Here is a 24077-nt window from a genome sequence, read left to right on the forward strand (position 1 = left end):
AATAGAACTCAACAATACTTTAGCCTTCAAATGTAAAAATCAATCACCAATACCACATGTTTTCTAAGTGTTAGCAACTATATCTTAAAGATAGCCAGTTATGTTCAAGATAAGTGTGTTGATAAACAATGAAAATTTTGAACATTGTGCTTAATATATTGCTATTGTTATGATAATTAATTATTTATTTTTTAATTTATTTAAAGTAACTTAATCACACAGGGTGATTTAAATTTAATCTCCCGTTCATAAGTTAAGTTTATTAAGTTGCTGCCAATTAGGCTATATATTAAGCAACACTCTTGAATAAATATAAATCGAACGATAGTTTATTGATCGTATATGTAAAAAATATAAAGAGATTAAAGGAATAATTTATTCATGAAGCCGGTGAAATCAACTAACCACCCAGATATTGTCATGATCTATCAAGATCGGGATAGTGTTGAGCCTGCAATTCAGCAAATTATGGAATTAGGACTGGATTTTAAAGCTTATAAATACAACCCAAGAAAATTAAATAGTTTAACCGCAATGAAGCCAAAAGTTTTGTTGCTATCGTCAAATAACATCAAAAGTACTATTGAATTTTATATTAATTATTTAGAAGAATATAAACAAAATATAGCACCTCATAGTGCCATTTTACTGATCAACAACCGTGAAACTTTTCGAGCATATTTAGCTTGTGAAAATGGTTTATTTGATGACTACGCCATTATAAATCCCTTAAATGAGCCTTATCGCTTAAAGCTAGCATTACTACAAGAACTTAAATTAATTGAAAATCGTAATAATGAGAGCTTAGAGCAACTTATTAATGATGGTGAAGATGAACTTGCCTCATGTATAGAACATGGCGTAGCACTTAAAAAGTCTTTTATAACTAAAGTTAATCAATGTGAAAAAGATATTTTATCGGCGACAAATATTGCATTAGATAACGATGACGCGAAAATAGTATTACAAAATATTATTGGTTTATCTATTGACGAAATGAACGAAAGCGTCTCAGGCAGTATACAAAATATTTTAGATCAACTACTTGAATTAAAAGCAAGTAATCAAGTACTAAAAGAAAACTTTGCCAAGATTAACCTACCGCAAGATAAAACCATTGTTGGTGTAAATACTGAGCTATTAATCTCTGAACATGAAAGTTTCGAACATCCACAAACTGCTTGTTATAAAGTGCTTATAGCCGAACCCTCAGATATGTTCACCCTTGTTATTGATAAAATTTTTTCTGGCACGGTATTCAAATATGTTTTAGTTAATGATGGTCAAACTGCACTGGAAAAAATTCACGACTTTCAACCCGACGTTGTACTTTTAGCCTATGACTTGCCTACTATTAATGGCATAGAAATTACCAAAATAATTCGTCAAGAGGGTAATCAAGTTCCTGTTATCGCTTACACGCAATATCGTGATAGAGAAGCAATTAAGCGTTGGTTCCCACTAGGCTTAAGTGGCTATTTAATAAAACCTTCAAAGAAAAGTGCCATATTAAAAAGTATTCACAAAGCAATTTCAGCACCTACTGAAGTACTTGAATATCATGAAAAAGAAGTTACTAATATAATTAAATGGTTGCCAAATTACGCAGTAGGCAATAAAGAGATTGATGAACAACATCAAGTAATATTTACCATGCTGAATGATTTTTATCATAAAGATAATAAGCAGTCAGCCATCATGCTATTTCAACATTTATCTTCATATATTGATTTGCAATTTGAGTCTGAGGAAGCTTTACTAAGACAAATTAATTACCCTGATACTGCCGAACATATAAAGGAACATCTGGAATTAAAAGAGAAGCTTGTAATGTTTTTAAATAAACTTGATGATTATGATCTCGATTTACAACATAAAATAGCCATGTTTATTCACGCTTGGCTTACTCAGCATATTTTAAAGTCAGATATGGCAATTAAGACTTATGCGCTATCGATAGAAGAAGAAAGCTTTATGGAGTAATGGTTTTCGTTTAAAAATCAATCTACTATTTTGTTAACATATGAAAAGTTAGCGAAAGCTTGTTCTGTATAACTATTAAAAAAACATTCAACATTACAATTTAAGAGAGCTATTTATTATGCATTTTGGTTCTGTTGAATAATCTTTTTTATGGTGTTTTCTGACAAGAGTAAAAATATCACCGCAGAAAGTATCGCCGAGGCGAAAATCATACACATCACTATTATTTGATACCGGGCAGCAATTAAGGGTGAAACGCCTGATAATATTTGCCCTGTCATCATGCCAGGTAATGAAACTAACCCAACAGCAAACAATGAATTAACTACCGGTATGGTCGCAGCGTTAAGCGCTTGCTTTCGCGCTATTGGAAAGGGCGTTTTATTTCCAATCTCTGAAAATATTCTTTCTGCACATAGACTAATACTATTCATAGCGGTAGCGAATATCATACCGGCCAGTGGAATAATAACTTGTGGTTGATACCATGGAGTTATTGACATTGCACCTTGGCTGATAACAAATAGCGTAAAACCACCACCAGATAATATAGCAATAAACCCATACTTAAATAGTACCAAACGGTGTTTAGGCAGAGTTCGTAAAGCTATCCAACACGAAATACAGACCATCGCCAATAATATTGATGAAATTAGCCAAGCATTGTCAGAATAAAAAATATAGCTTAATACATAACCAATGAGTAATAGCTGAACAAGCATACGTGAGAGCGCATAGCTGGCTTCTTTTATATTTAACGAGCATAAATATAAAAAACCTAGCGCAATTATTACTGGAATAAAAGCAACCGACAGATCAGCCAAACTGATCATTTGCAGGGTATCATTCATGGGCATTGATAATATTAATAATAGGTGCGGTTATTATTTATCATTTTTGTTACAGGGTATACAGCATAAAACATTAACTTTGTAAGTTTAGTGATGTCACTAGGTGTTTACCAACAATAGTCAAATATTGTTGACACAACATGTCTGAGTTTGACAGCATATAATTACCTTTGTTTGCAGGCATAGTGTATAAACCTTGTGATGCAAAGACAGAAGTAGCTTAAGATTAGTAACAGTTTTTATTATCTATGACGAAGCTTAAGTACATATAAATAAAAAGTTGGTGATGCTATCAACATCAAGGACCCATCTGTGAGTAAAACCGTTAAACATTCGTTACAATTACTGTTAATAATTTCAGGATTTTTTGCTTCATTTTCACTGTTAGCACATGGTGTAGACGATGCAACAAAACAGTTTTTAGAAGCTAACCAAGGCGCAGCAATATTCCCCTTTATTTATATTGGTGCTAAACATATGCTAACAGGCTACGACCACTTATTATTTCTGGTTGGCGTGGTGTTCTTTTTGTTTCGAAGTAAAGATGTACTGCTTTATGTGAGTTTATTTACCTTAGGACACAGTTTAACTTTACTCTATGGTGTATTTAGCAATATTGAAATTAATCCCTATATTATTGACGCCATAATAGGGCTATCTGTTGTCTATAAAGGTTTTGACAATTTAGGCGGTTTTAAACGTGTATTTAACTACCAACCCAATACAAAAATTGCTGTAACAATATTTGGTTTATTTCATGGCTTTGGTTTAGCCACTAAAATACAGGAATTTCAGTTACCCAGTAATGGTTTGATTAGCAACATAATATCATTCAATATTGGCGTTGAAATAGGTCAGTTTTTAGCGCTTGGTCTAGTGTTAATCATATTAAATTTTTGGCGCAGACATAGCAGCTACTTAAACTTTGCAACAGTCACAAACACCGCCTTAATGAGTGCCGGCTTTATGCTAATCGGTTTACAGCTTACTGGCTATTTTATCAATTAGTACCGGTTGTTTCTTTCGCTAATACTAGGAATAGCTAGTGGTCAATTTAGCTTTTAACATTCATACAATAAACAAAATGAAAACATTTAGGATTTAACATGAACAAATTTAATGTACCTGTACATAGCACCAAAACATTAATTAAAGCAGGTGTAATTGCAATTTTAGTCGCTATAACGTTACTTGTTACCTGTATTCTACCAGCAGAATACAATATTGACCCAACGGGGATAGGTAAAACATTAGGGCTGACCGCCATTGCTGAAGCGTCAGAGAAGTCGCCCACCTTAGTAATAGAGCGAGGTGACCAAAATGATCTATTACGCACTGACAATGTTGAAATCATAATTCTGGCAGGTAAAGGTTTAGAATACAAACTCAACATGGATAAACATGCTCATGTTGAATATGAATGGAAAACCGATGGTGAACCACTTTATTTTGACTTTCATGGTGAACCAGCAGGGGATAAAACAGGGTATTTTGAAAGCTTTTCAATTACCACCTCAAACCATATGCAAGGTTCGCTTACCACGCCATTTAAAGGTTCGCATGGTTGGTATTGGAAAAACAAAAGTCAGCAGCCCATAACTGTTTCATTATCTATGAAAGGTTATTACACCATTAAAGGCTAAGCTGTGCTGTCATAAAAAAGCCATTAATAATTTTTTATTAATGGCTTTTTATTCAAGGTTTACAATTATCAGGTACTTTACCTTCTAACGGTAATTTTTGTATTCGTTCATGACTCATTAGTTCGAAGCAGTCATTGGCTTCTTGGCAATCTATTCGCTCATTAATACTGGGTTCATGCACCGCAAATTCTTCAATATACACACCTTTGCTGCGCCATATTCCAGTATTCCAACGTTTAAAGGCGATAATACCGCGAATACATTCATCTAAGCTGGTAGCTAACCAAATACCCACCAAGCCATAGGCAAAATGCAGTCCCAAAAGCCAAGCCAATGGTAGGGCGATAAACCACATAATACCAAAGCCGAACATTGACACATATCGAGCATCTCCAGACGCCCGTAATGACGCACCTACAATCAAGTTAAAGCTGCGACCAAGCTCTCCCATTATGGCAACAAATAATATCAGCTTACCCAAAGCCCATATATCAGTGTTACTAGTAAATATAGCGAATAATTGATCCGAAAATGCCAGTAAGGTGAAAACAAAAAACATCGCGCCAGCTATACCCAGCTTGAGACCTAACATCAGTTGTTTATGAGCGTCATCAAATCGTTTAGCACCAATAAAATGGGCAACTTTAATTTGTACGCCGGCACTGACAGCAAAACCATAAAGAATAGCGGTAAAGAGTAAGTTAAAGCTATAAATACGGGTCGCTAGGGCAAGTTCGCCCATAGTAACTATCATCACCGTCATTAATATTTGAGTAAGTTGCCATGACATAGGGTCTAATACTGACGGCATTGCAATTTTCAAAATAGGGGCGCTATCTTTTTTAAATAACAGCCAACTTTTAGGTAAAGTAATCTTGATATGTAAATGTTTGAAGATGATAAACAGAGTAAAACACAAACTGACAAGCCAAGCGATAACTGATGCATAGGCGACACCTTGTACTCCTAAGTCAGGAAACCCGTACTTACCGTCGATTAATAAGTAGTTAAATAATATATTTACTATGGTCATCACAAAAGTTGACCACATGTTCCAATGTGTTTTACCTTGAGACGTTAAAACGGCTGCGGCTGCAAAACGAACAGCTAATATCCAAGTACCCATGCCAATTGTGCTTAGATAAATACTAGCCATAGCAGCCATATCATCTGTTAAACCCATCCACTGGGCGAAGGTTGGCGAAAAAGTCAGCATGATGATAGTTAATAAAATGCCACCAAATAAAAGAATGGCAAACAGCACACCATAAGTAGTGGCGAGTTTGTTAAAATCTCCTGCACCTATACATTGTGAAGCTACACTACTGCCACCTTGGTGTAACGTACTATAAAGTGCAAATGCAATACCCAAAATAGGCATAATAGCGCCAATAGATGCTGCAGCAGTATCAGATATACGACTTAAAAACCAAGCGTCAGCAACATTAATCATAAAAATGAAAAATAGATCAATAAAAATTGGCCAAGTTAAACTTAACAGACTTCTATCAGCAACTGATTGACTAGATTTTGGCACAATACCTCCCGAAAAATTCGCAATAGTCTAGTATAACAGTCGAATAAGTATTTACTGATGAATACGATTGTTACAAATCGTACTGACAAAGCTAAATATATAAAGAAGCGTTAATAATAAGAAAATGTCGGTGGCAAATCATTATTTGATGGTTTATTCAGCACTTAATAGCAAAAATCAATTAAAATGCCCATTATTGGCAATTAGCACTTTACAAAGTAGTGAACAGTATTTATTATTCGCCCCGTTCTGAAGCAGCAATGCTTTTTAACTTCAGGTGAGATGGCTGAGTGGTCGAAAGCACTGGTCTTGAAAACCAGCAAGGGTTTATAGCCCTTCTAGAGTTCAAATCTCTATCTCACCGCCACATTCTAAAAAACCGCTAATTTATTAGCGGTTTTTTTTCGTCTGGTGTTTACCAAACCCGATAATTGGGTTTGTAGCATAGTACCTACTTGTAGAGTTCAAATCTCTATCTCATAGCCACATTAAGAAAAGCCCGCTAATCGAAAGATTAGCGGGCTTTTTGCTTTCTGTAATTTATGTTTTTAAGTTTGCTTTATAATACCACCATCAAACTCACAATTATGAAAAGACGGCTTTTAGTAATAGCCCCTAATTCATCTTTGCCATCTGTAATATGGGTATATCTATGGGCTAATTATATCATTGTGATGCAAGGAGTTGACCGAAGCCAATAATTTCTCTGAAAAACCCTAATGTACATGGCCTACCAAAGAATGTTCAATTCTGCTTAATAGTTTTTAACATCAAGGATTAAGCTTTATAAATTACTAACGCTCTATCTTTGTTAGTGATCTTTATTCGGGGTGCAGTGTATTTTGAAATTCAATTCAGTAGGACAAAACTCAAAAACTCACTCAATATTAATTAGTCTGATAACAATATTCAGGGTTTAAAGTAAGCCTGTGTAGATTACATTTTGAAGTATACATAGGCCTTGATAAGAGAATTATGACTATATTTTGAGCTTCAAAGGACAATTTATGCCTGTCCTTATTTTCTCTTTTTTCGCGTGCTATGTGTTTTTTTAACCGGTTTCTTTTTCTTGTTTTGTATAGGCGCTTTTGAAAACACTTTATGGAAAGGCTGCTGCGTAACAACAGCAATGACTTGCCCTATGCTATTTTCAATATTAGTTAATTGTCTTATATCATTTTCTACAGCAAATGAAATGGCTATGCCACTGTTGCCGGCACGAGCAGTTCGCCCTATACGGTGTATGTAGTTTCTGGGATCTTCAGGAAGGTTATAGTTAATAACTAACGTAATATTATCAACATCAATGCCACGAGCAGCAACATCAGTGGCAACCAATACTCTTAAATTAGCATCTTTAAAGTTTTGTAAGGCTTCTTCTCTAACAGCTTGAGTTTTACCACTGTGAAGGCTCGCGGCAGTTATTGATGCTTTTTCTAACTCTTTAACAATGATGTCAGCGCCATACTTTGTTTTGCAAAAAATGAGCACTTTTTTATAGTCATGATTTTCGAGAATATTAAAGAGTAAAGGTACTTTATTCGACTTATCAAGGTGGTATACACTTTGATTAACCAAGTCGATGGTAATCGTTTCTGCAGCAATCTGCACTTTGGTTGGATCGGTTAATATAGCTTGTGCAAGAATCTCTATTTCAGCGGGCATAGTCGCTGAAAATAATAGTGTTTGTCGCTTCTTTGGCAGTTTAGATATGATGCTTTGAACATCGTTAAAGAACCCCATATCAAGCATTGTATCTGCTTCATCTAATACAAATACTTCTAACGCCTCAAAATTTATATCGCCCGTTGCAATTAAATCCAATAACCTGCCAGGGGTGGCCACTAAAATATCCAGGCCAAGCGCGATAGCGTCTACTTGCGCTTGTCTTCCAACACCACCATAAACCACCTTAGTTTTAAGGCCTAAACCTTCAGCGTAGTCGTCAATGTTTTGCATTATTTGCGAGGCAAGCTCTCTCGTAGGCGTTAATATCAGCGAACGCGTGCTCTTAGCTTTACTATCTATTTTGTTCCGGCCAAAATTATTGATAATAGGCAATGAAAAGGCGGCGGTTTTACCTGTTCCCGTTTGGGCTATACCAAGAAGATCACTTCCGTTAATAAGCGCTGGAATACATTCTTTTTGGATCGGTGTGGGTTGTTCATAGCCTTTAAGACTAACACGGTCAATAATTGACTCTAAAAGTGAAAATTCTTTAAATTCTGACATGCTGTCTCGGTATTCTTAAATCAATAGCCGACTATTCTAACAGAATGCTTTAACATGTTTAAGATGTATTCAAGTAGGCTGTTTCTGACAAATCTCCTCAAAACATCTCTCGAAAAAATAGTTCAGTAATGAAGTGTTCTGACGCCTTTATCTTTCTTTCACGTTTTTTTAAGGGGTTAGATAATTTGAAAATGGAGTTTGTTGTTCTATATATTCGAGTAGAAAGTAAATGCTACACAATTTGTGCATTAAAGAATGGTTTATTTAAATAAAACAAATGTAAAAATTAGAAATCCCACCCCATACGAAGGTAATAATGACCACCGTTAAAGCTAGCAGGGGAGTTTAAAGGATAAATAGCACCTAAAAAGCCAGAGGTACGGCCATCACTAAATTCTTTCGGATAGGCATCAAAGACATTTTTTACACCTAAAGCAACAACTAAGTCATCTGTAATATCATAGGAAAACTCTACGTCAGTTATAATGAGAGGGCTAACTTTTTCAATGAGAGATACGTCATTAAATTGTGCGTTATAAAAGCTACCATAATAATTAATACGCACCATCGCACTAATATCTTCTTGAGAAAAAGAGTAAGTTAATACAGAGCGCGTTTTTGGTATTCCTTCCTCCCGCTCTCTAAGTACATTAATATCTGTAATTGGACTTTTAGGATTGGTTACCGCTAGTTGTGTGTCTGTGAAATTAAAGGCTAATGATAAAGAATCATTTTCTCCGATAAAACTTAATGGTAAACTTACAACTAAATCAACACCTTGAGTCGTTGAATTAAAATCATTAGTATAATATTGAATATTGGTTACATTCGAATCAATCTCAGAGTCTGCTAACAATGGTGCATCACTTGCCACTATTTCACTGGAAAATAATGATAGCCGATCATCTACTTCAATATAAAAATAATCTAAAGTAATATTAATTGGCCCTATCTCTGATAATACGCCGAAACTAAAGCTTGATGCAGTTTCTGGTTCAAGTTCCCCTCCAGAACGTGCGGTTGCAATTGGGCTCAAAGCACTAACCAATTGTGATCTTTGCTGTACAACTCTATCATTTACAATAGAGTTTGAGGTCGATATACGTTGGAGAGTGGATTGAGCAACTGTAGGAGCTCGGAACCCTGAACTAAGTGTTGAACGTAATGCAATTTCATCAGTTACTTGTAACCGAGCTGAAAGTTTTCCATCAAAACTATTCCCTATTGCGCCTATATCTTCATATCGCATTGCAAGTGATATTGAGAAATCCTCAGTGATGTCGGTTTCCAAATCTAAATATACGGCGTTCGATTTACGATCATTCTTGCCAGCAGTATCGGGGGAGAAACCCGGAAAACCATTCGCACCTATTGCTTCACCATTGCTTGAAAAAGTACCTATCTCATAAGATGCGCTATCTCCAGCAACGACTTCAAATTGTTCGAAATGATGTTGAAAACCAAAGGCTATATTCAACTCCGATTCAAAACCAACGTAAACGGGATAAGTAAAATCTGTATTAAATATACGTTCAGTTTGAATTTGTGAGCCCAATTCGAAGATGCTTGGTGAGTTTTCACCTAATGATGCATTTACGCTATTACGTAAGCCATAATCAATATAATTTCTACCGACTACCATACTAATGTCATAAGTTAATTCAGCACGATTGTTATCTATAGAGCCTCGAAAACCAGCGACTATACTGCTATCATTTATTTTGCCGCTAAACCTTGGGGTAAACCCTCCAGGAAAACGTTCATTAAAAGCAAAGCAATTCACATTGCTAAAAACGGTCTTTAAGGCTTCAACATCTCCCGTAGTTCCTGGAATTGTAGGCGTAGGACAGTTACCTGAATTATTATTAGTCATGTCAAAAAATAGGCGGGTACCATCATTGGGGTTGGTAAATATACCTGCACGTGTATTAGGGTGGCGATAAAAAAAACTACCATCAACGGTGCGTTGTGCCCAGTTACCAAAAAGATAAAGCTGTTTATAATTACTGTTACCTGCAATATCCATTTCAATATTGCCCACTAGCTTTACATTGTTAGTAATTTTAGGAGCACCCCAAATAACAACAGGGTCTTGTATATCATTTATATTAATACCACTATCTATTAAGTTCTGTACTGCAGGATCTTGAATCCCGCGAGAAGTAGCATCGCTTTCTGATAGTTCGAATGAAAAGTTGGCCGTTCCACTTTCAGAAAAATTTGTTCCTAAAATACCTGACAGTTCAAACTTTGTGCCATCACCTTGATAATATTGGCCTGTTCGCATTTCAATACGGTTGACATCTGCACTGTTTTCTAAACGAAAATTAATAACCCCTGCGATGGCGTCAGAGCCATATTGAGCGGCAGCGCCATCTCTTAAAACCTCGACACTTTTAAGTGCAATACTCGGAATAGGTTCTAAATCTACTCCGTGTGCACCGACATTTAATCCAGATATATATTCATAAATAACACTACTACGGTGACGGCGTTTGCCATTGACTAATATTAAGATACTGTCTGTGGGTAAACCTCTAAGATTAGCCGGTCTTACCAAAGTACCAGCGTCACTAATTGCTTCCTGCGTTGAGTTATATGAGGGAATAACACTTGATAGCGTAGAAATAATATCGCTATTACTGCGCGTTTTTAAATCTTGCTTATTAATTATATCTAAAGGCGCTAATGCATATCTAGGTGAACGATTTATTCGACGTGAACCTATAATTTGAATACGTTCAGCTTCAATTACATTATGTTCATTTTTTGATTTTAATTCAGCTGTATTTTGAAAGGTAATTGACGGTACATTAACATCAATATTTAAAATATCATTAAATTGGCGATTTAATTCAATTTTCAACAGTAACTTGGTGTTAAAGTGCTCTGAGTAACTGTCGTAATTAGTTAATGTTGAAGATACTGCAATCACATGTTTTTCAGTGGCAATAGCATTAATTGGGGTATTTAAAAGAATTTTGGCTAAGGCATCGGGAAGTGAATAAGTGCCAAATAGTGGATTGGTTTGTACGATTATAGAATCACCAAATGGATATAAAAGTGAATATCCAGATATATCTGCCAACTTATCTAAAGCTTCAGCAGCATTCATAGCGGGTAACTTAAATTCGTAATATTCAGTGGCTTGACATACGAAAGTATTACCTGACAATAACAAGCTAAATACAATATAGAATGAACTGTATCTGTGCTTTTTATAGTTTATTAACCGACTGAATATTTTATACATATCTTATTGTCTGATAGCTTTTTCTTAAAATAACGATCATAGTGAGCATCTTCCGATCATTACTTGGTTTGGATTTATAAGTTTTTCCTTGTTATTACTGGAGATTATTTAAATCAGTAACTGCAATTGCTTCTTTAAATAGTATAGTAACAATGTGTTAGCTACTGATATTGTCATAGTAGTATCACAAAAGTCTATCGAACTATCCCAATAGTTTTAATTAGTTGTATTAATGTTACCGCGCTTTCATCGTTTTATAATGTGTGTGGTAAGTTATTAGAGCGTTGGCTTTGCTTTATATCCTTCATCAGCTACAAATTTTATGAGATTTTTTTATTTTTAAATAAAAAAATCCCAGCAAAAGCTGGGATTTATATTTGAATATAACGCTTGTAGTTTAGAAGTTATATGTTGCCTTCAAGTAGTAGAAACCACCATTAAAGCCAAATGGAGATGTTTCATAGTACTTACCACCCCAACTATTATTTGCTGCACCCGTTTGTTGCTCAAAATCAAGCTCATTCGGGTATTCGTCAAATATATTTTGTGCGCCAATACTTACTTTAAGATCTTCCATTACATGATAGCTAACTTCAACATCAACAGTAACTTCTGAGTCAGCAACAATTTCTGTACCTGGCTCTGCTGGAGAACCTATCCAATCAACGTGCACGCCTTGGTATTCACCGTAGTAGTTTACACGGGTAAACATACTGACATTGTCCCAACTTTGTGACCACGTGAATGTTGCACGATGATTTGGTAAATCATTTTCTAAGCGAGAAACTTTACCATCACCTGTAATTTCAGTGTAAGCATCAACGGTTGTTTCATTCCAGTTATAAGCTAAACCAAATGTGGTATCACCATCTAACAAACTCGTTGAATAGTTAGCCACAAAATCAATACCTTCAGTTGTAGTATCAAAATCATTGGTAAAGAAGCTTACTTGTTGGATAGAGTCTACGTTCGGTACACCATCAGCCTTTAACTTAACTTTATCATCAGCGGTTAAGTTATATTTAGTTGACTGAGAAACACGATCAGTTACTTCAATATTGTAATAATCAAGTGTGAAATGGATACCTTCTATTTCCCAAACCGCACCAAATGCTATGCTTTGAGATTCTTCAGGCGTTAATTCTTTTGCACCTAACTGAATAGCAATAGGGTTAGACGCTGGTAGTAAAGCAGAATCAACTAACTCACCGCCATCTAAAGAGGTTTGCACATTAGCATAGTTAGCTTGACCAACCGTAGGTGCACGGAAGCCTGAACTTACCGAGCCACGTACTGAAAAATCATCAGTAACATTATATTGTGCGGTGATTTTATAATTCGTGGTATTACCAAAAGTACTGTAATCTTCAAAACGTAGGGCATACCCCATTAAGAAGTCTTCAGTGTATTGTGCTTCAACATCAAGATAAAGCGCATAGTTTTGACGAGAAAATGAACCTGCAGCTGCTGGTTTAAAACCAGGAAAACCATTAGAACCAATACCAAAGCCTTGCTCTGTATATGGACCAGCGGTAAAAGATGCTTCGTCACCTGCAGTCACTTCAAAGGTTTCTTGATGGTATTCATAACCACCAGCAATAATTAGTGGCATCTCCAGACCTACTTCAAGTTCTTTAACTAAATCAATGTTAAAGAATTTTTCAAGTTGAACGTGGCTGCCTGGATTAAAGTCACGTGGTGTTTCAGGGCCTAAAGACGCATTCAACGTGTCATAAATAACATAACTTGATTCGTTACGACCTACAGAACCACTGACGTCATAAGACAAAGTGTCATCAAACTGACCACGTGTTCCCATGGTTATTGATGTATCAACGATGTTACCACCAAAATTAGGTGTAAAACCGCCTGGTAACATTTCATTAAAGGCAAAACAATTATCATTATTTGCGACATTGTTAATATAGTCGTCTTGAGTTAACACGTTTTCTGAGGTTACATTAACAGGGCTACAAGAACCACCAGTATCTAAACCATCTAAATCGGCAATCAGTAAATTGCTAACACCATCACCATCTGTATCGCCATTACTGTAAACACCACCACGAGTATGAGGGTTACGATAATAGAAACCGCCACGAACATCACGTTCTGAGAAGTTACCAAACATGTAAATTTCACGGTCGTTACCGATATCTAAACCGAAGTTACCAAAAATGGTGATGTCGTCATTAACTTCAGGAGAACCCCAAATTTGAGCAGGATCACCCACACCTGGCACACCAGCGTCAATAAAAGCGGCTGCATCTGGACGTTGTACACTACGGCTTGTAGCATCAGCATTTTTATATTGGAAGCTCAGGTTAGCAAAACCATCATCAGTAAGTGCCATACCAATATTACCATTGACTTCAGTAGTATCGCCGTCACCTTCATAATATGAACCATGACGCACTGTTAATGAACCACCATCTGCATCATCTTTTAAGACAAAGTTCATTACACCTGCGATAGCATCTGAACCGTATTGCGCCGCAGCACCGTCGCGTAACACTTCCACTTGTTTTAGTGCCGCACTAGGAATAACTGAAATGTCAGGGCCTTGAGCACCATCATTAATACCACCACCTAATAAGGCAATAACAGAAGCACGATGACGACGTTTACCATTGACAAGTATCAAGGTGCTGTCTGAAGAAAGACCTCGAAGGTTAGCTGGTTTAACTAAGCTGGCTGCATCAGATATAGGGTTACTTTGCACGTTAAATGAAGGCACAGTGCCTTTTAATAATTCAAGCATATCGGTGTTACCCGATTTCTCTAGTTCCTCAGAGCCTATTAAATCAATAGGAACGGGTGAAGCATCTACTGAACGAGGTGCACCGCGAGAGCCTACTACGGCAATACGCTCAACTTCTTCTTTTTTAACTTTGCCTGCATCGTTTTCAGCAGCATATGATTGAACAGTACCTAACGCTAAACTTACAGATAGCGCTAAAGTTGTAATTTTAAATGTTGACGACATGGTATTACCTTCCCAATATATTTATAGTTTTATAATTATCTTTTTCAGCTGCTATTTGATTAAATTTTTTGCAACTTACACTAAAGAGTTAGTTTGTTTGTAAAACCGTAAAGAAAATTTGTTTTTTCTTTAATTAATTTATAAATAGTTGTATTTACCGCTTTTTACCGCTTTATATTTAATTTTAATTTTTTATTAACAGAGGTAATAATAGAGCTGATAACGGGGTTTTCAGGAGGGTATGAGGTATTATCATTCATTTTCAATGATAAAACCTCAACACATAACTAAAATAAACATTTAGGCGTCTTGAGTTTACTTTTATTTAAACTAAGCCGTTATATTTTTTTAGTGAGTAATACTTTATTTGAACCAATGCGTTCAGACTTCATATTAAATGAAAGTTCTATCGCTTCTATTAACGCTTCACTGTCTTTTAGATCAAAACGTCCACTGATAGGAATATCGTGTAGAGTAGGATCATTTAAGACAATCTCAATTTCTACATAACGATTAATCTCTTCAATAACATCAGATAATTCTTCATTAACAAAAATTAATTTACCGTTAAGCCATGAAAGTTCACGAGCCATATTTTCTGCTTTGATGAATGTTAGGGTAGGTGTTTTATCTTGAGTTACAACTACCTTTTCACCTTTAATAATATAAACATCATCTTTTTGAATCGCTGTATTAGTTAAATCGTTAATATCGGTTAATGTTGTATTTAGTGCCACTTTTGACATCTTAACTTTACCGTCAGTTACCGTGACTTGAATATCTTCGGATTTTAAATGTACAACAAATTTTGTTCCAATAGCTTGTACTAGACGATCACCAGCATAAACAATAAATGGACGATTAGGATCATGAGCGACTTCAAATAAAGCCTCACCTTTTACTAATTTTATGATGCGCTTATTGTCAGAAAACTCAGTTTCAATGTGAGTATTGGTATTTAAATGTATAATTGAGCCATCATCAAATGTTGCATCCATCTGCTGACCAATTAATGTAGCATATGAGTTTTTATGTACGTCATTAGGCATTCCTACCCAAAGCAGCAGTGCCATAAAACTTATACTTGCTGCCAACATGACAGGCTTAAATATAGGTTTTAATATCGGCCATATAGATACCTTTACCGATGAATCTTTATTATCAATAATCATCAGTATCTCATCCATATCATCCCAGACATCGGCCATAGCTTTTAATGCTACTGGGTGCCTTTTATCTGCAGATAACCAAGTCTTCAATTCTTTTCTTGATTGATCAGATAAATTACCATTGTCTAGTTTAACTAACCAAATGGACGCTTCGTCATCAATCGTATTTAAGGTACGAAGTGGAATTACTTTATTACTATTATTCATTTTGTTTGCTCTTCGCTTGATTGATTCAGATGTACCGGAAGTTTGAGTTCATCAACTTCATATCCTTGAGCACAAAGTGACTGTTTGCATTGTTTTAAACCTTGCGCAATGTACTTTTCAATGGAACTTACAGATACATCCATTTTCTTTGCTATTTCCTTATGACTTAAACAATAGAGCTTTCTTAATAGTATCGCGCGGCGATGCTTTTCTGGTAATGAACTTAATACTTTATTAAAACGCTCAAATTTTAGCTTTTGATATAAGTCTTTCTCAACCGTATTCTCATCGTCATCTTCTATTAGTGCATCATCTAATTCTGTATGTATTTCTTTTGATTGTTGCATTAACTTTTTAAGCACTAAGTTTCTTGAAACAACAAATAAATATCCTTTTGGGGATTTAATTTGTTGTTTAGCATCAGAGTCTAAAACTCTAATAAAAGTTTCCTGTAAAATATCATCAACATCTTGCTGCTCTACACTCATCTTCATAATAGAGCGCACTAAACCATCCCTACATGACTGGAAAGCTGTTAAAACTCTATTGTTCGATTGCTTGTTTATTAGCATTTAATGTTTCCGTTAATACGCGCTTTAACTAAAGAGTCTGTTTGTCATGTAATCCATAACAATTTTAGACAAAAGATAAGATAACATCCTTTTTGTCCCAACTTGTATAAATTATAACCGCGTTATTATTCTTTACTTGTCTATTTTACCAATTGAATTAATGGATTTAATTGATGCTAAACAGCATAAAGTTGAATGATGCATCTTATGAAAAATAATGTTCATGAAGTTTTTAGTAAAAAGTTATGGATTATCGCTTAAACAAACTCTTTAGCGGTATCGATGAATTAATTTACTAGCACAATAAAAAAATATAACGGTGGAAATTATTTTGGAATTTGAAACTCTTTTCTCTTTAGGTCTTTATTTTAGTGCGATGCTTGGTATTGGTTTGTATGCGTATCGTAAATCAACCAGTGATGTCGCAGGTTATATGCTTGGTGGTAGGAGCTTAAGTCCTAGTGTTGCAGCGCTTTCTGCAGGGGCATCTGATATGAGTGGTTGGATGCTAATGGGCTTACCTGGCGCTATGTATATTTCAGGTGTTAGTAGTTTATGGATTGCTATTGGTTTAGTCGTTGGTGCTTTTTTAAATTACCTTATTGTTGCTCCTCGCCTTAGAACCTATACCGAAGTGGCTAATGACTCTATAACCTTACCTGATTTTTTTGAAAATAGGTTTAATGATAAATCACGTATGTTAAGAATAGTTTCATCGGTTGTGATTGTGGTGTTTTTCACTCTTTATACTTCGAGCGGTATAGTTGCTGGCGGCAAACTATTTGAAAGTTCTTTTGGTATAAATTATGAAGTAGGCTTGTATGTTACTGCGGGCGTAGTTGTTGCATATACGCTCTTTGGTGGTTTTTTAGCGGTGAGCTTAACTGATTTTGTTCAAGGTTGTATTATGTTTGTTGCTTTAGTATTAGTGCCTATAGTGGCTATTGGTGAAGTGGGTGGTATATCTGAACTGCACGCAAGCATTAGTACCATAAATCCTGCATTATTAGATGTTTTTAGTGGTGTCAGCTTAATCGGTATTATTTCTGCACTGGCATGGGGGTTAGGGTACTTTGGTCAACCCCATATTATTGTACGCTTTATGGCGATACGCAGCATTAAAGACATACCGGCAGCTCGTCGAATAGGAATGAGTTGGATGATCGTTTCTATTATTGGCGCTATGGCAACTGGCTTTGCTGGTATTGCTTATGTTGCTAAAACAGGATTAAAACTTGATGACGCTGAAACTATTTTTATTGTTTTATCTCAAATATTATTTAGCCCGTTAATTGCAGGTTTTTTATTGGCGGCAATCTTAGCGGCCATTATGAGTACTATTTCTTCTCAGTTATTGGTTACATCAAGTTCATTGACTGAAGATTTTTATAAAACATTTTTGCATCGAGACGCTAGCGATAAGCAACAAGTGCTGGTAGGACGAATTGCGGTATTTTTAGTTGCTTTGGTGGCAATTTATCTAGCCTATGATCGTAACTCATCTATTTTATCATTAGTCAGTAATGCTTGGGCAGGTTTTGGGGCGGCTTTTGGTCCTGTGGTTATTGGGAGTTTATTTTGGAAAGAAATGACTAGAAATGCCGCTTTAGCCGGAATGATAACAGGGGCGTTAACGGTATTGTTGTGGATTTACGTACCTATCAGTATTAATGGTCAATCATTAAGTTCAGTAATGTATGAATTAGTGCCAGGCTTTATTCTATGTTCAAGCGTTATCTATGTAGTAACTAAAATGGCCCCACAAGATGATGCAAAGGTTTTAGCTAAACATGATGAAATGTTAACGCATCATGTTTAATTTTAAGATTTACTGAATTTATTTTCAAAACATTTAAACCCCTAACAGATCTAACAACTAAGTTTGACCTGTTAGGGTAATAGTACAATAAATCCAATTATACTTAACTCCAAAACACTATTTAATATTTTGAGGAAAAGCATATGCTTTTTAATGGTCCGTTTATCTCAGATTGCCCAACTCGTCAAAAAATCCGTGAATTATGTGCGTTTGTCTAGAACAGCTTTACATCCTTTAGTTGTCTTAAGCTGGGCAATAGCTAAATAAATAATCATTGACAAAGCGGACGTTCCTAACATCGGTTTTGAGACTATTTCAGGGTATAAAAAAACAAAATGAAATTATAGAATGAAAACAAAACCTATGACGGCTGCAAGTTCATAGTTTTAGTTGGCATTCCATCTATAGATGCTAATTTCTGCTACAAAACAGTCATACTGCATTATTTAATAGATTCTAATGACTGGTCAGCTTTGGGATAAGAAAACTGACAGTTATATATTTCAGTATTTTATAGTCGATGGTAAGAAGCAGACATTCGTATACTAAATGTAACATTAACTTATTGAATGAAGAGCTAAACTTTATAGTAAGTTAAAAGTTTAGCTCTGAATTTTCAATATGCAATTTATTTAGCCGAGCCAACATAAATGATTTTAGTATCTTCATTTTTGCGATTAAAAACGGCGGCAATATCTTTTATTTCGACACTTGTGGTAGGTATTTTATCTTTTTTGGAGGTGAAATGGTTTAAATACGAAAAGGTATCTAACGCATCATATTTATGGGCAAAATGCGCCATTACCATATCATTACAAGTAATAGAATTAACAGCAAAGCGTTTTGAATTAATCGCAGAACTCCTCGAACTTAATCTTAGTGCATTTTTTAATCCATCTTTATTATTACTGCCAGCAAATACACACATTTTTGTCTCAATACTACTATCTGTTGCAATAAACTCGTACTTGGTAGCATTAGAATTGAAAGATAATAATACGAACACTACTGCCAATGTTAAAGTTTTCATAATTGACTCCTTTATCGTTGCAAGTACCCGGTACAACTTAACTAAAACTCTCGAATAGTTAACGGGAGATAGGAAGCTATTTAACACATCCTTATCCGTACTGTTATAGGCATTTTTTGCGCCATTCAGAATTGGTAAAGCCTAATTGTATGAATACAAGGCGGTTAAAATGTGTAACTAAAAGTAATATTGATTTTGAAATAATAAGTGTAAAAAAATCTGACACTGGCTAATAAAAAACTCAAAATATAGAGAGAAATCTAGTGTTAAATTTGGAAATATACATATTTAGAGACAAAGCATCATATTTGTAGAATCAAAGCTTTATATTTGCAGTGTAATGTATTATAAACTGTAAAAAATGCTGACATTAAAGTCCGCTTTACACAAAGTGGACGAGCTGTAAAAAGTCATGCAATACAACTATGTGAACGATCGCAATGGTGGTTTTGTTCGCATTCAGGCGTAATGGAGTGGCATAGTTAATTTGGCCACTACATAAAGGGTTATTGGCAAAAAATCATCATCTAGGGATACATTTTTTCATCTATAGCGAATGTCATCTATCAGGAACCTGTTAACTTATTATGGTTATTCAACAATACCCACTGTAGATCAAAGCATGCTACTATACTCTAGGAACGCTCAAATGATAACGTATTAAAAGTGATACAAGTGATCATTAGAAGCCATTATCATATAGTGGTTGGGAGTCTCAAACATTATGCGTAGTTACATAAATGAGAATGCTGAGAAATATTATCAGCACTGACGAGATTAACCAGTAAACAAAATTAACTTATTTTATCGACTGTTTAATGTATACGCCTTAGTTTTCTATAATATATACTCTCAGGGCAATTTTAATGAATAAAACCAGTGCTCATACTCGTCCCATTCTTCCCGTCACATTATAGAGAAGGCGCTAATCGAAAGGTAGCGCCTTTTTGCAATTTATGTGGTTAATTATAGAAACAAGGTTTGTTATTTTAAAGCTATTTAGAGAATCAAAAATTTGAAATATCATCGCAGTCACAAACTTTTCATTATTATCATGAACAAAAAAATCACTAATCCGGTCTTAGTTATTACCTTATAACATCTTTAGGAAGTTACTATCTTGTTGCGCAGCTTATTAATACAAATATCTGTTTTTTTATTAATTTTTAATGCCATAGCAATGTTACGAGAAACTAGCATGTTGTCTACTAGTGCCAATATTGTTCCTGCAAATCACCAACTAAAAACCTTGATGAACAATGATATAACACTAGAAGCCGGTGGTAAGAAAACCATTATTTATTTTTTTGCTCCATGGTGTCAGGTGTGTAATTTTAGTATTGATAATTTGCAAAATATTTATCTAAAAAATGCTGATATAAATGTAATTGCTGTCGCATTAGATTTTGTCGATGTAGAAGAAGTCAAAAAATTCACTAACAATCATCAATTAACCTTTCCTATTGCGCTAGGGAATGAGTCAGTAAAAGCTGATTTTCAAGTAATAGGTTATCCCAGTTATTATGTTTTAAATGAAGAAAATACCATTATCGCGCGATCACTTGGCTATTCGTCGGAAATAGGCCTGTATTTAAGGAGTTTTTAGACTTCTGATCTTTTGCTGGTTTGTGTACACTAAGGCAATCAAAACAATAATGAGCAGAATGCCTTATGCAAATTTCAGCAAACTTTGACTCGGGTAATATCGATGTTATCTCAACTCAAGAACCCAGCAATATTCAACTAGCCATTAAAAAAGACCATCAGTCAGAATTCTACCAGTGGTTTCATTTTAAACTTCACAATACTGAACATACTGAACATGTTATGCATTTAACCAATGCAGGCAAGTCGGCTTACACCGAAGGTTGGAAAGACTATCAAGCCGTTGCTTCTTACGATCGTCAGCATTGGTTTCGCGTACCGACAGAATTTGATGGCGAAAAGCTCTCAATTACCTTCACACCAGAATATGACTCAACATATTTTGCTTATTTTGCACCGTACAGTTACGAACGTCACCAAGACTTAATTCATAGTGCACAATTAGATATAGATTGTCAGTTACAAGTGCTAGGCCAAACTCTAGATGGTCGTGATATGTCGGTATTAAAAGTAGGTGAAGAGGGCGAAGGTAAAAAAGTTATTTGGATAACAGCTCGCCAACATCCGGGTGAAACCATGGCAGAGTGGTTTATGGAAGGTTTTATCGACCGCTTATTAGATGAAGACGACGGTGTCGCACGCTCATTATTAAATAGCGCCGTATTTTATTTGGTACCAAACATGAATCCTGATGGTTCTGCTCGGGGCCACCTTCGTACAAATGCCAAAGGTGTTAATTTGAACAGAGAATGGCAAACGCCTTCAATGGAAAATAGCCCTGAAGTTTACCTAGTTCGTGAAATGATGCTTGCGACAGGCGTAGATATGCATCTAGATATTCATGGTGATGAAGCTTTGCCGTTTAATTTTGTCGCCGGTAGTGAAGGCGTTCCTTCATACAACGATCGTATTAAAGGACTTGAAGACAAATTTAAAAATGTACTTTTAGCGATAACACCAGAATTTCAAGATGACAAAGGCTACGACAAAGATGAGCCAGGTAAAGCTAACTTAACGGTTGCTGCTAATTGGGTGGGTGAACAATTTAACTGTTTAGCCTATACAGTTGAAATGCCATTTAAAGACAACAATTTATTACCCGACTATAGCGTCGGTTGGTCAGATGAGCGCAGTAGCTTATTTGGACGAGACTTTCTAACGGCAATTTACCATGTGGTGGGTGATTTACGATAGGTTTAACATATGCCATATTTTTACAACACTAAATTAACTTTAAAAAAACAATAATTATTAGGAGTCTATAGTGCAAGAAATTGTAAATACACTAAATAGCATTATCTGGAGCCCAGCATTGATTTATCTTTGTTTGGGTACTGGGTTATTTTTCTCTGTAATTACTCGGTTTGTCCAAGTTCGACAATTTCGCGAAATGTGGCGACTGTTGTTGACTGGCAAAAGCTCAGCGAAGGGTATTTCGTCATTCCAAGCACTAGCAGTATCTCTATCTGGACGTGTAGGTACCGGTAATATTGCCGGTGTTGCTGCCGCTATTGGCTTTGGTGGGCCAGGTGCGGTTTTTTGGATGTGGGTTGTGGCATTTTTAGGTGCCGCTACAGCTTATATTGAATCGACTAATGCGCAAATTTATAAAGAAGAACAAGACGGTTTATATCGTGGTGGTCCAGCTTATTATATTGAAAAAGCCATGGGGCAAAAATGGTATGCTTGGATTTTTGCAATTGCTACTATTATAGCCTGTGGTGCATTATTGCCAACAGTACAATCTAATAGTATCGGTGTAGCAGTTACCATGGTTTTTGGTACGGGTAATATTGTAGAGACAGCAATTGGTGCTATTGAAATGACCAAGCTTTATACTGCGATATTTATTGTGCTTATCTTAGGCTTTATCATCTTTGGTGGCGTTAAGCGTATTGCTAACTTTACCCAAGTTGTGGTGCCTTTTATGGCACTCGCCTATATTATTATTGCTTGTGTGATAATTTTCTTACATTTTGACCGTTTACCTGATGTATTTATGTTGATAATAACCGACGCGTTCACACCGATGGCAGGTGTAGGTGCGGCAATTGGTTGGGGCGTCAAACGTGGAGTTTACTCCAATGAAGCTGGCCAAGGTACTGGTCCGCATGCAGCTGCTGCTGCCGAAGTTGATCACCCTGCACAACAAGGTTTAGTACAAGCGTTTTCAGTTTATATTGATACTTTGTTTGTCTGTACTGCCACAGCATTTATGATACTGATCACCCAATCTTACAATGTACAGTTGCAAGGTTCAGCCAGTTTTATTGTGCAAAATATTGCAGGAGATATTGCTGCCAATAGTCCTGCTTATACTCAAATTGCAGTAGAAAGCATGTTAACTGGATTTGGTAAACCGTTTATAGCCATTGCATTGTTTTTCTTCGCTTTCACTACCATATTGGCGTATTACTTTATTGCGGAAAACAATGTTGCGTATATTAAACGTACCTTTAATTTTCCCGCTTTAACTTTTTTACTTAAAATGTTGATTATGGTCGCTACTTTCTATGGTACGGTTAAAGCGGCTGACATAGCTTGGGGTATGGGGGATGTTGGTGTTGGTATGATGGCTTGGTTAAATATTATCGGTATTCTTGTTATTTTCTTTATGGCCAAACCCGCGGTTAAAGCTCTAAAAGACTATGAAAGACAGCAAAAAGAGGGTGTTGAACATTATACCTTTGATCCAAAAAGTCTAGAAATTAAAAATGCTGACTTCTGGGAAAAGCGTTTAGAAGAACAAAATAAAAAATAAATGCTATTTACTGTAAATAAACGCCCGCAAGGGCGTTTTTTTTAGGTAAAATAAAGCATCGAAAAAGAGGTGGAAATATGGCCGTTATAAATTGCCCAAGTTGTAAGAAAAAAATTTCTGATAAAACCAAGTCATGTGAACATTGTAAAATAGACTTAACAACATTAGATGCAGAAAAAATATCGAGTTTAAAGCGCGTTAGTGCCGTGGCAACATCACAAAAGCTGATGAATCATTCATTTATCGCCATGTTGTTATTTTGTGGTGGTTTCCTGTTTCTTTATTCACAAGATGCTAAACCAGGTACTTGGGAGTATATTGCTGCTATCGCCAGTACTATTTTAGGTTTTATTCTATATATTATTACCCGGGTCAGGCTTTTATTAACCAAGCGCAACCAATCTTAATTAACCTTATTCAAAAGAGATG

General features: G+C 35.6%; 16 protein-coding genes and 1 tRNA gene. 9 read left to right on the forward strand and 8 right to left on the reverse strand.

Annotation, left to right across the window (positions count from 1 at the left end):
- The first annotated feature begins 381 nt into the window (after nucleotides 1–381).
- The gene (locus H4J38_RS08870; protein WP_182131431.1) at nucleotides 382–1983 is read left to right on the forward strand and encodes a hemerythrin domain-containing protein; all 1602 of its coding nucleotides are present in this window, start codon (nucleotides 382–384) and stop codon (nucleotides 1981–1983) included.
- A 116-nt stretch (nucleotides 1984–2099) separates the two neighbouring features.
- Here H4J38_RS08870 and H4J38_RS08875 read toward each other — a convergent pair whose 3' ends face one another.
- Entirely contained in the window at nucleotides 2100–2840 is a 741-nt protein-coding gene (locus H4J38_RS08875) for an ABC transporter permease (protein WP_259365458.1), read from the reverse strand.
- Between the two features lie 306 nt (nucleotides 2841–3146).
- Here H4J38_RS08875 and H4J38_RS08880 point away from each other — a divergent pair, with 306 nt between their 5' ends.
- Both H4J38_RS08880 and H4J38_RS08885 read left to right on the forward strand, forming a co-directional pair.
- Nucleotides 3147–3842 (forward strand): HupE/UreJ family protein, encoded by a 696-nt coding sequence (locus H4J38_RS08880; protein ID WP_182131433.1) that lies wholly within the window; start codon nucleotides 3147–3149, stop codon nucleotides 3840–3842.
- 98 nt (nucleotides 3843–3940) lie between these two features.
- Nucleotides 3941–4477: a hypothetical protein gene (locus H4J38_RS08885; protein ID WP_182131434.1), complete on the forward strand. Its 537-nt coding sequence runs from the start codon at nucleotides 3941–3943 to the stop codon at nucleotides 4475–4477.
- Between the two features lie 52 nt (nucleotides 4478–4529).
- Here H4J38_RS08885 and H4J38_RS08890 read toward each other — a convergent pair whose 3' ends face one another.
- Nucleotides 4530–6014 (reverse strand): MATE family efflux transporter, encoded by a 1485-nt coding sequence (locus H4J38_RS08890; protein ID WP_182131435.1) that lies wholly within the window; start codon nucleotides 6012–6014, stop codon nucleotides 4530–4532.
- Nucleotides 6015–6290: 276 nt separating this feature from the next.
- On the opposite strand from H4J38_RS08890, the gene H4J38_RS08895 reads away from it, so the two are divergent.
- Nucleotides 6291–6381: transfer RNA gene (locus H4J38_RS08895), tRNA-Ser, on the forward strand.
- Between the two features lie 650 nt (nucleotides 6382–7031).
- Here the strand turns inward: H4J38_RS08895 and H4J38_RS08900 are convergent.
- The 5 genes from H4J38_RS08900 to H4J38_RS08920 form a co-directional block, all read right to left on the reverse strand.
- Entirely contained in the window at nucleotides 7032–8246 is a 1215-nt protein-coding gene (locus tag H4J38_RS08900) for a DEAD/DEAH box helicase (protein ID WP_182131436.1), read from the reverse strand.
- A gap of 286 nt (nucleotides 8247–8532) precedes the next feature.
- Complete coding sequence (locus tag H4J38_RS08905; RefSeq protein ID WP_182131437.1) at nucleotides 8533–11421, reverse strand: TonB-dependent siderophore receptor; 2889 nt, start codon at nucleotides 11419–11421, stop codon at nucleotides 8533–8535.
- A gap of 475 nt (nucleotides 11422–11896) precedes the next feature.
- Nucleotides 11897–14485 carry a TonB-dependent siderophore receptor gene (locus H4J38_RS08910; RefSeq protein WP_182131438.1) on the reverse strand — a complete coding sequence of 863 codons (2589 nt, stop codon included), beginning with the start codon at nucleotides 14483–14485 and terminating at the stop codon, nucleotides 11897–11899.
- A gap of 338 nt (nucleotides 14486–14823) precedes the next feature.
- Nucleotides 14824–15861 (reverse strand): FecR domain-containing protein, encoded by a 1038-nt coding sequence (locus tag H4J38_RS08915; protein WP_182131439.1) that lies wholly within the window; start codon nucleotides 15859–15861, stop codon nucleotides 14824–14826.
- Nucleotides 15858–16433 (reverse strand): RNA polymerase sigma factor, encoded by a 576-nt coding sequence (locus H4J38_RS08920; protein ID WP_259365459.1) that lies wholly within the window; start codon nucleotides 16431–16433, stop codon nucleotides 15858–15860. The genes H4J38_RS08915 and H4J38_RS08920 overlap by 4 nt, the downstream gene beginning before the upstream one ends.
- 376 nt (nucleotides 16434–16809) lie before the next feature.
- Between H4J38_RS08920 and putP the strand changes: the two genes are divergently transcribed.
- Nucleotides 16810–18252, forward strand: coding sequence for a sodium/proline symporter PutP (putP, locus tag H4J38_RS08925; RefSeq protein WP_404842607.1), 1443 nt, complete (start codon nucleotides 16810–16812; stop codon nucleotides 18250–18252).
- Nucleotides 18253–18880: 628 nt separating this feature from the next.
- Here the strand turns inward: putP and H4J38_RS08930 are convergent.
- Nucleotides 18881–19282 (reverse strand): DUF3718 domain-containing protein, encoded by a 402-nt coding sequence (locus H4J38_RS08930; protein ID WP_182131442.1) that lies wholly within the window; start codon nucleotides 19280–19282, stop codon nucleotides 18881–18883.
- A gap of 1198 nt (nucleotides 19283–20480) precedes the next feature.
- Between H4J38_RS08930 and H4J38_RS08935 the strand changes: the two genes are divergently transcribed.
- The 4 genes from H4J38_RS08935 (at nucleotide 20481) to H4J38_RS08950 (ending at nucleotide 24055) form a co-directional block, all read left to right on the forward strand.
- Nucleotides 20481–20888, forward strand: a complete 408-nt coding sequence (locus H4J38_RS08935) for a TlpA disulfide reductase family protein (RefSeq protein ID WP_259365460.1) — start codon at nucleotides 20481–20483, stop codon at nucleotides 20886–20888.
- A gap of 65 nt (nucleotides 20889–20953) precedes the next feature.
- Nucleotides 20954–22081, forward strand: coding sequence for a carboxypeptidase family protein (locus tag H4J38_RS08940; protein ID WP_182131444.1), 1128 nt, complete (start codon nucleotides 20954–20956; stop codon nucleotides 22079–22081).
- 70 nt (nucleotides 22082–22151) lie between these two features.
- Entirely contained in the window at nucleotides 22152–23648 is a 1497-nt protein-coding gene (locus H4J38_RS08945; protein WP_182131445.1) for a sodium:alanine symporter family protein, read from the forward strand.
- A gap of 77 nt (nucleotides 23649–23725) precedes the next feature.
- A complete protein-coding gene (locus tag H4J38_RS08950) occupies nucleotides 23726–24055 on the forward strand; it encodes a hypothetical protein (protein WP_182131446.1) in 330 nt (109 codons plus the stop codon).
- Nucleotides 24056–24077: the final 22 nt, after the last annotated feature.

This window comes from Colwellia sp. BRX10-3 (genome assembly GCF_014077505.1).
In the GTDB taxonomy this organism is placed as follows: domain Bacteria; phylum Pseudomonadota; class Gammaproteobacteria; order Enterobacterales; family Alteromonadaceae; genus Cognaticolwellia.

Excerpts from the sequence above, each read along its gene's own strand:
- H4J38_RS08870 (WP_182131431.1), top strand. The coding sequence starts at position 382 with ATGAAGCCGGTGAAATCAACTAACCACCCAGATATTGTCATGATCTAT.
- H4J38_RS08875 (WP_259365458.1), bottom strand. The coding sequence starts at position 2,840 with ATGCCCATGAATGATACCCTGCAAATGATCAGTTTGGCTGATCTGTCG.
- H4J38_RS08885 (WP_182131434.1), top strand. The coding sequence starts at position 3,941 with ATGAACAAATTTAATGTACCTGTACATAGCACCAAAACATTAATTAAA.
- H4J38_RS08900 (WP_182131436.1), bottom strand. The coding sequence starts at position 8,246 with ATGTCAGAATTTAAAGAATTTTCACTTTTAGAGTCAATTATTGACCGT.
- H4J38_RS08910 (WP_182131438.1), bottom strand. The coding sequence starts at position 14,485 with ATGTCGTCAACATTTAAAATTACAACTTTAGCGCTATCTGTAAGTTTA.
- H4J38_RS08915 (WP_182131439.1), bottom strand. The coding sequence starts at position 15,861 with ATGAATAATAGTAATAAAGTAATTCCACTTCGTACCTTAAATACGATT.
- H4J38_RS08920 (WP_259365459.1), bottom strand. The coding sequence starts at position 16,433 with ATGCTAATAAACAAGCAATCGAACAATAGAGTTTTAACAGCTTTCCAG.
- putP (WP_404842607.1), top strand. The coding sequence starts at position 16,810 with ATGCTTGGTATTGGTTTGTATGCGTATCGTAAATCAACCAGTGATGTC.
- H4J38_RS08930 (WP_182131442.1), bottom strand. The coding sequence starts at position 19,282 with ATGAAAACTTTAACATTGGCAGTAGTGTTCGTATTATTATCTTTCAAT.
- H4J38_RS08935 (WP_259365460.1), top strand. The coding sequence starts at position 20,481 with ATGTTGTCTACTAGTGCCAATATTGTTCCTGCAAATCACCAACTAAAA.
- H4J38_RS08940 (WP_182131444.1), top strand. The coding sequence starts at position 20,954 with ATGCAAATTTCAGCAAACTTTGACTCGGGTAATATCGATGTTATCTCA.
- H4J38_RS08950 (WP_182131446.1), top strand. The coding sequence starts at position 23,726 with ATGGCCGTTATAAATTGCCCAAGTTGTAAGAAAAAAATTTCTGATAAA.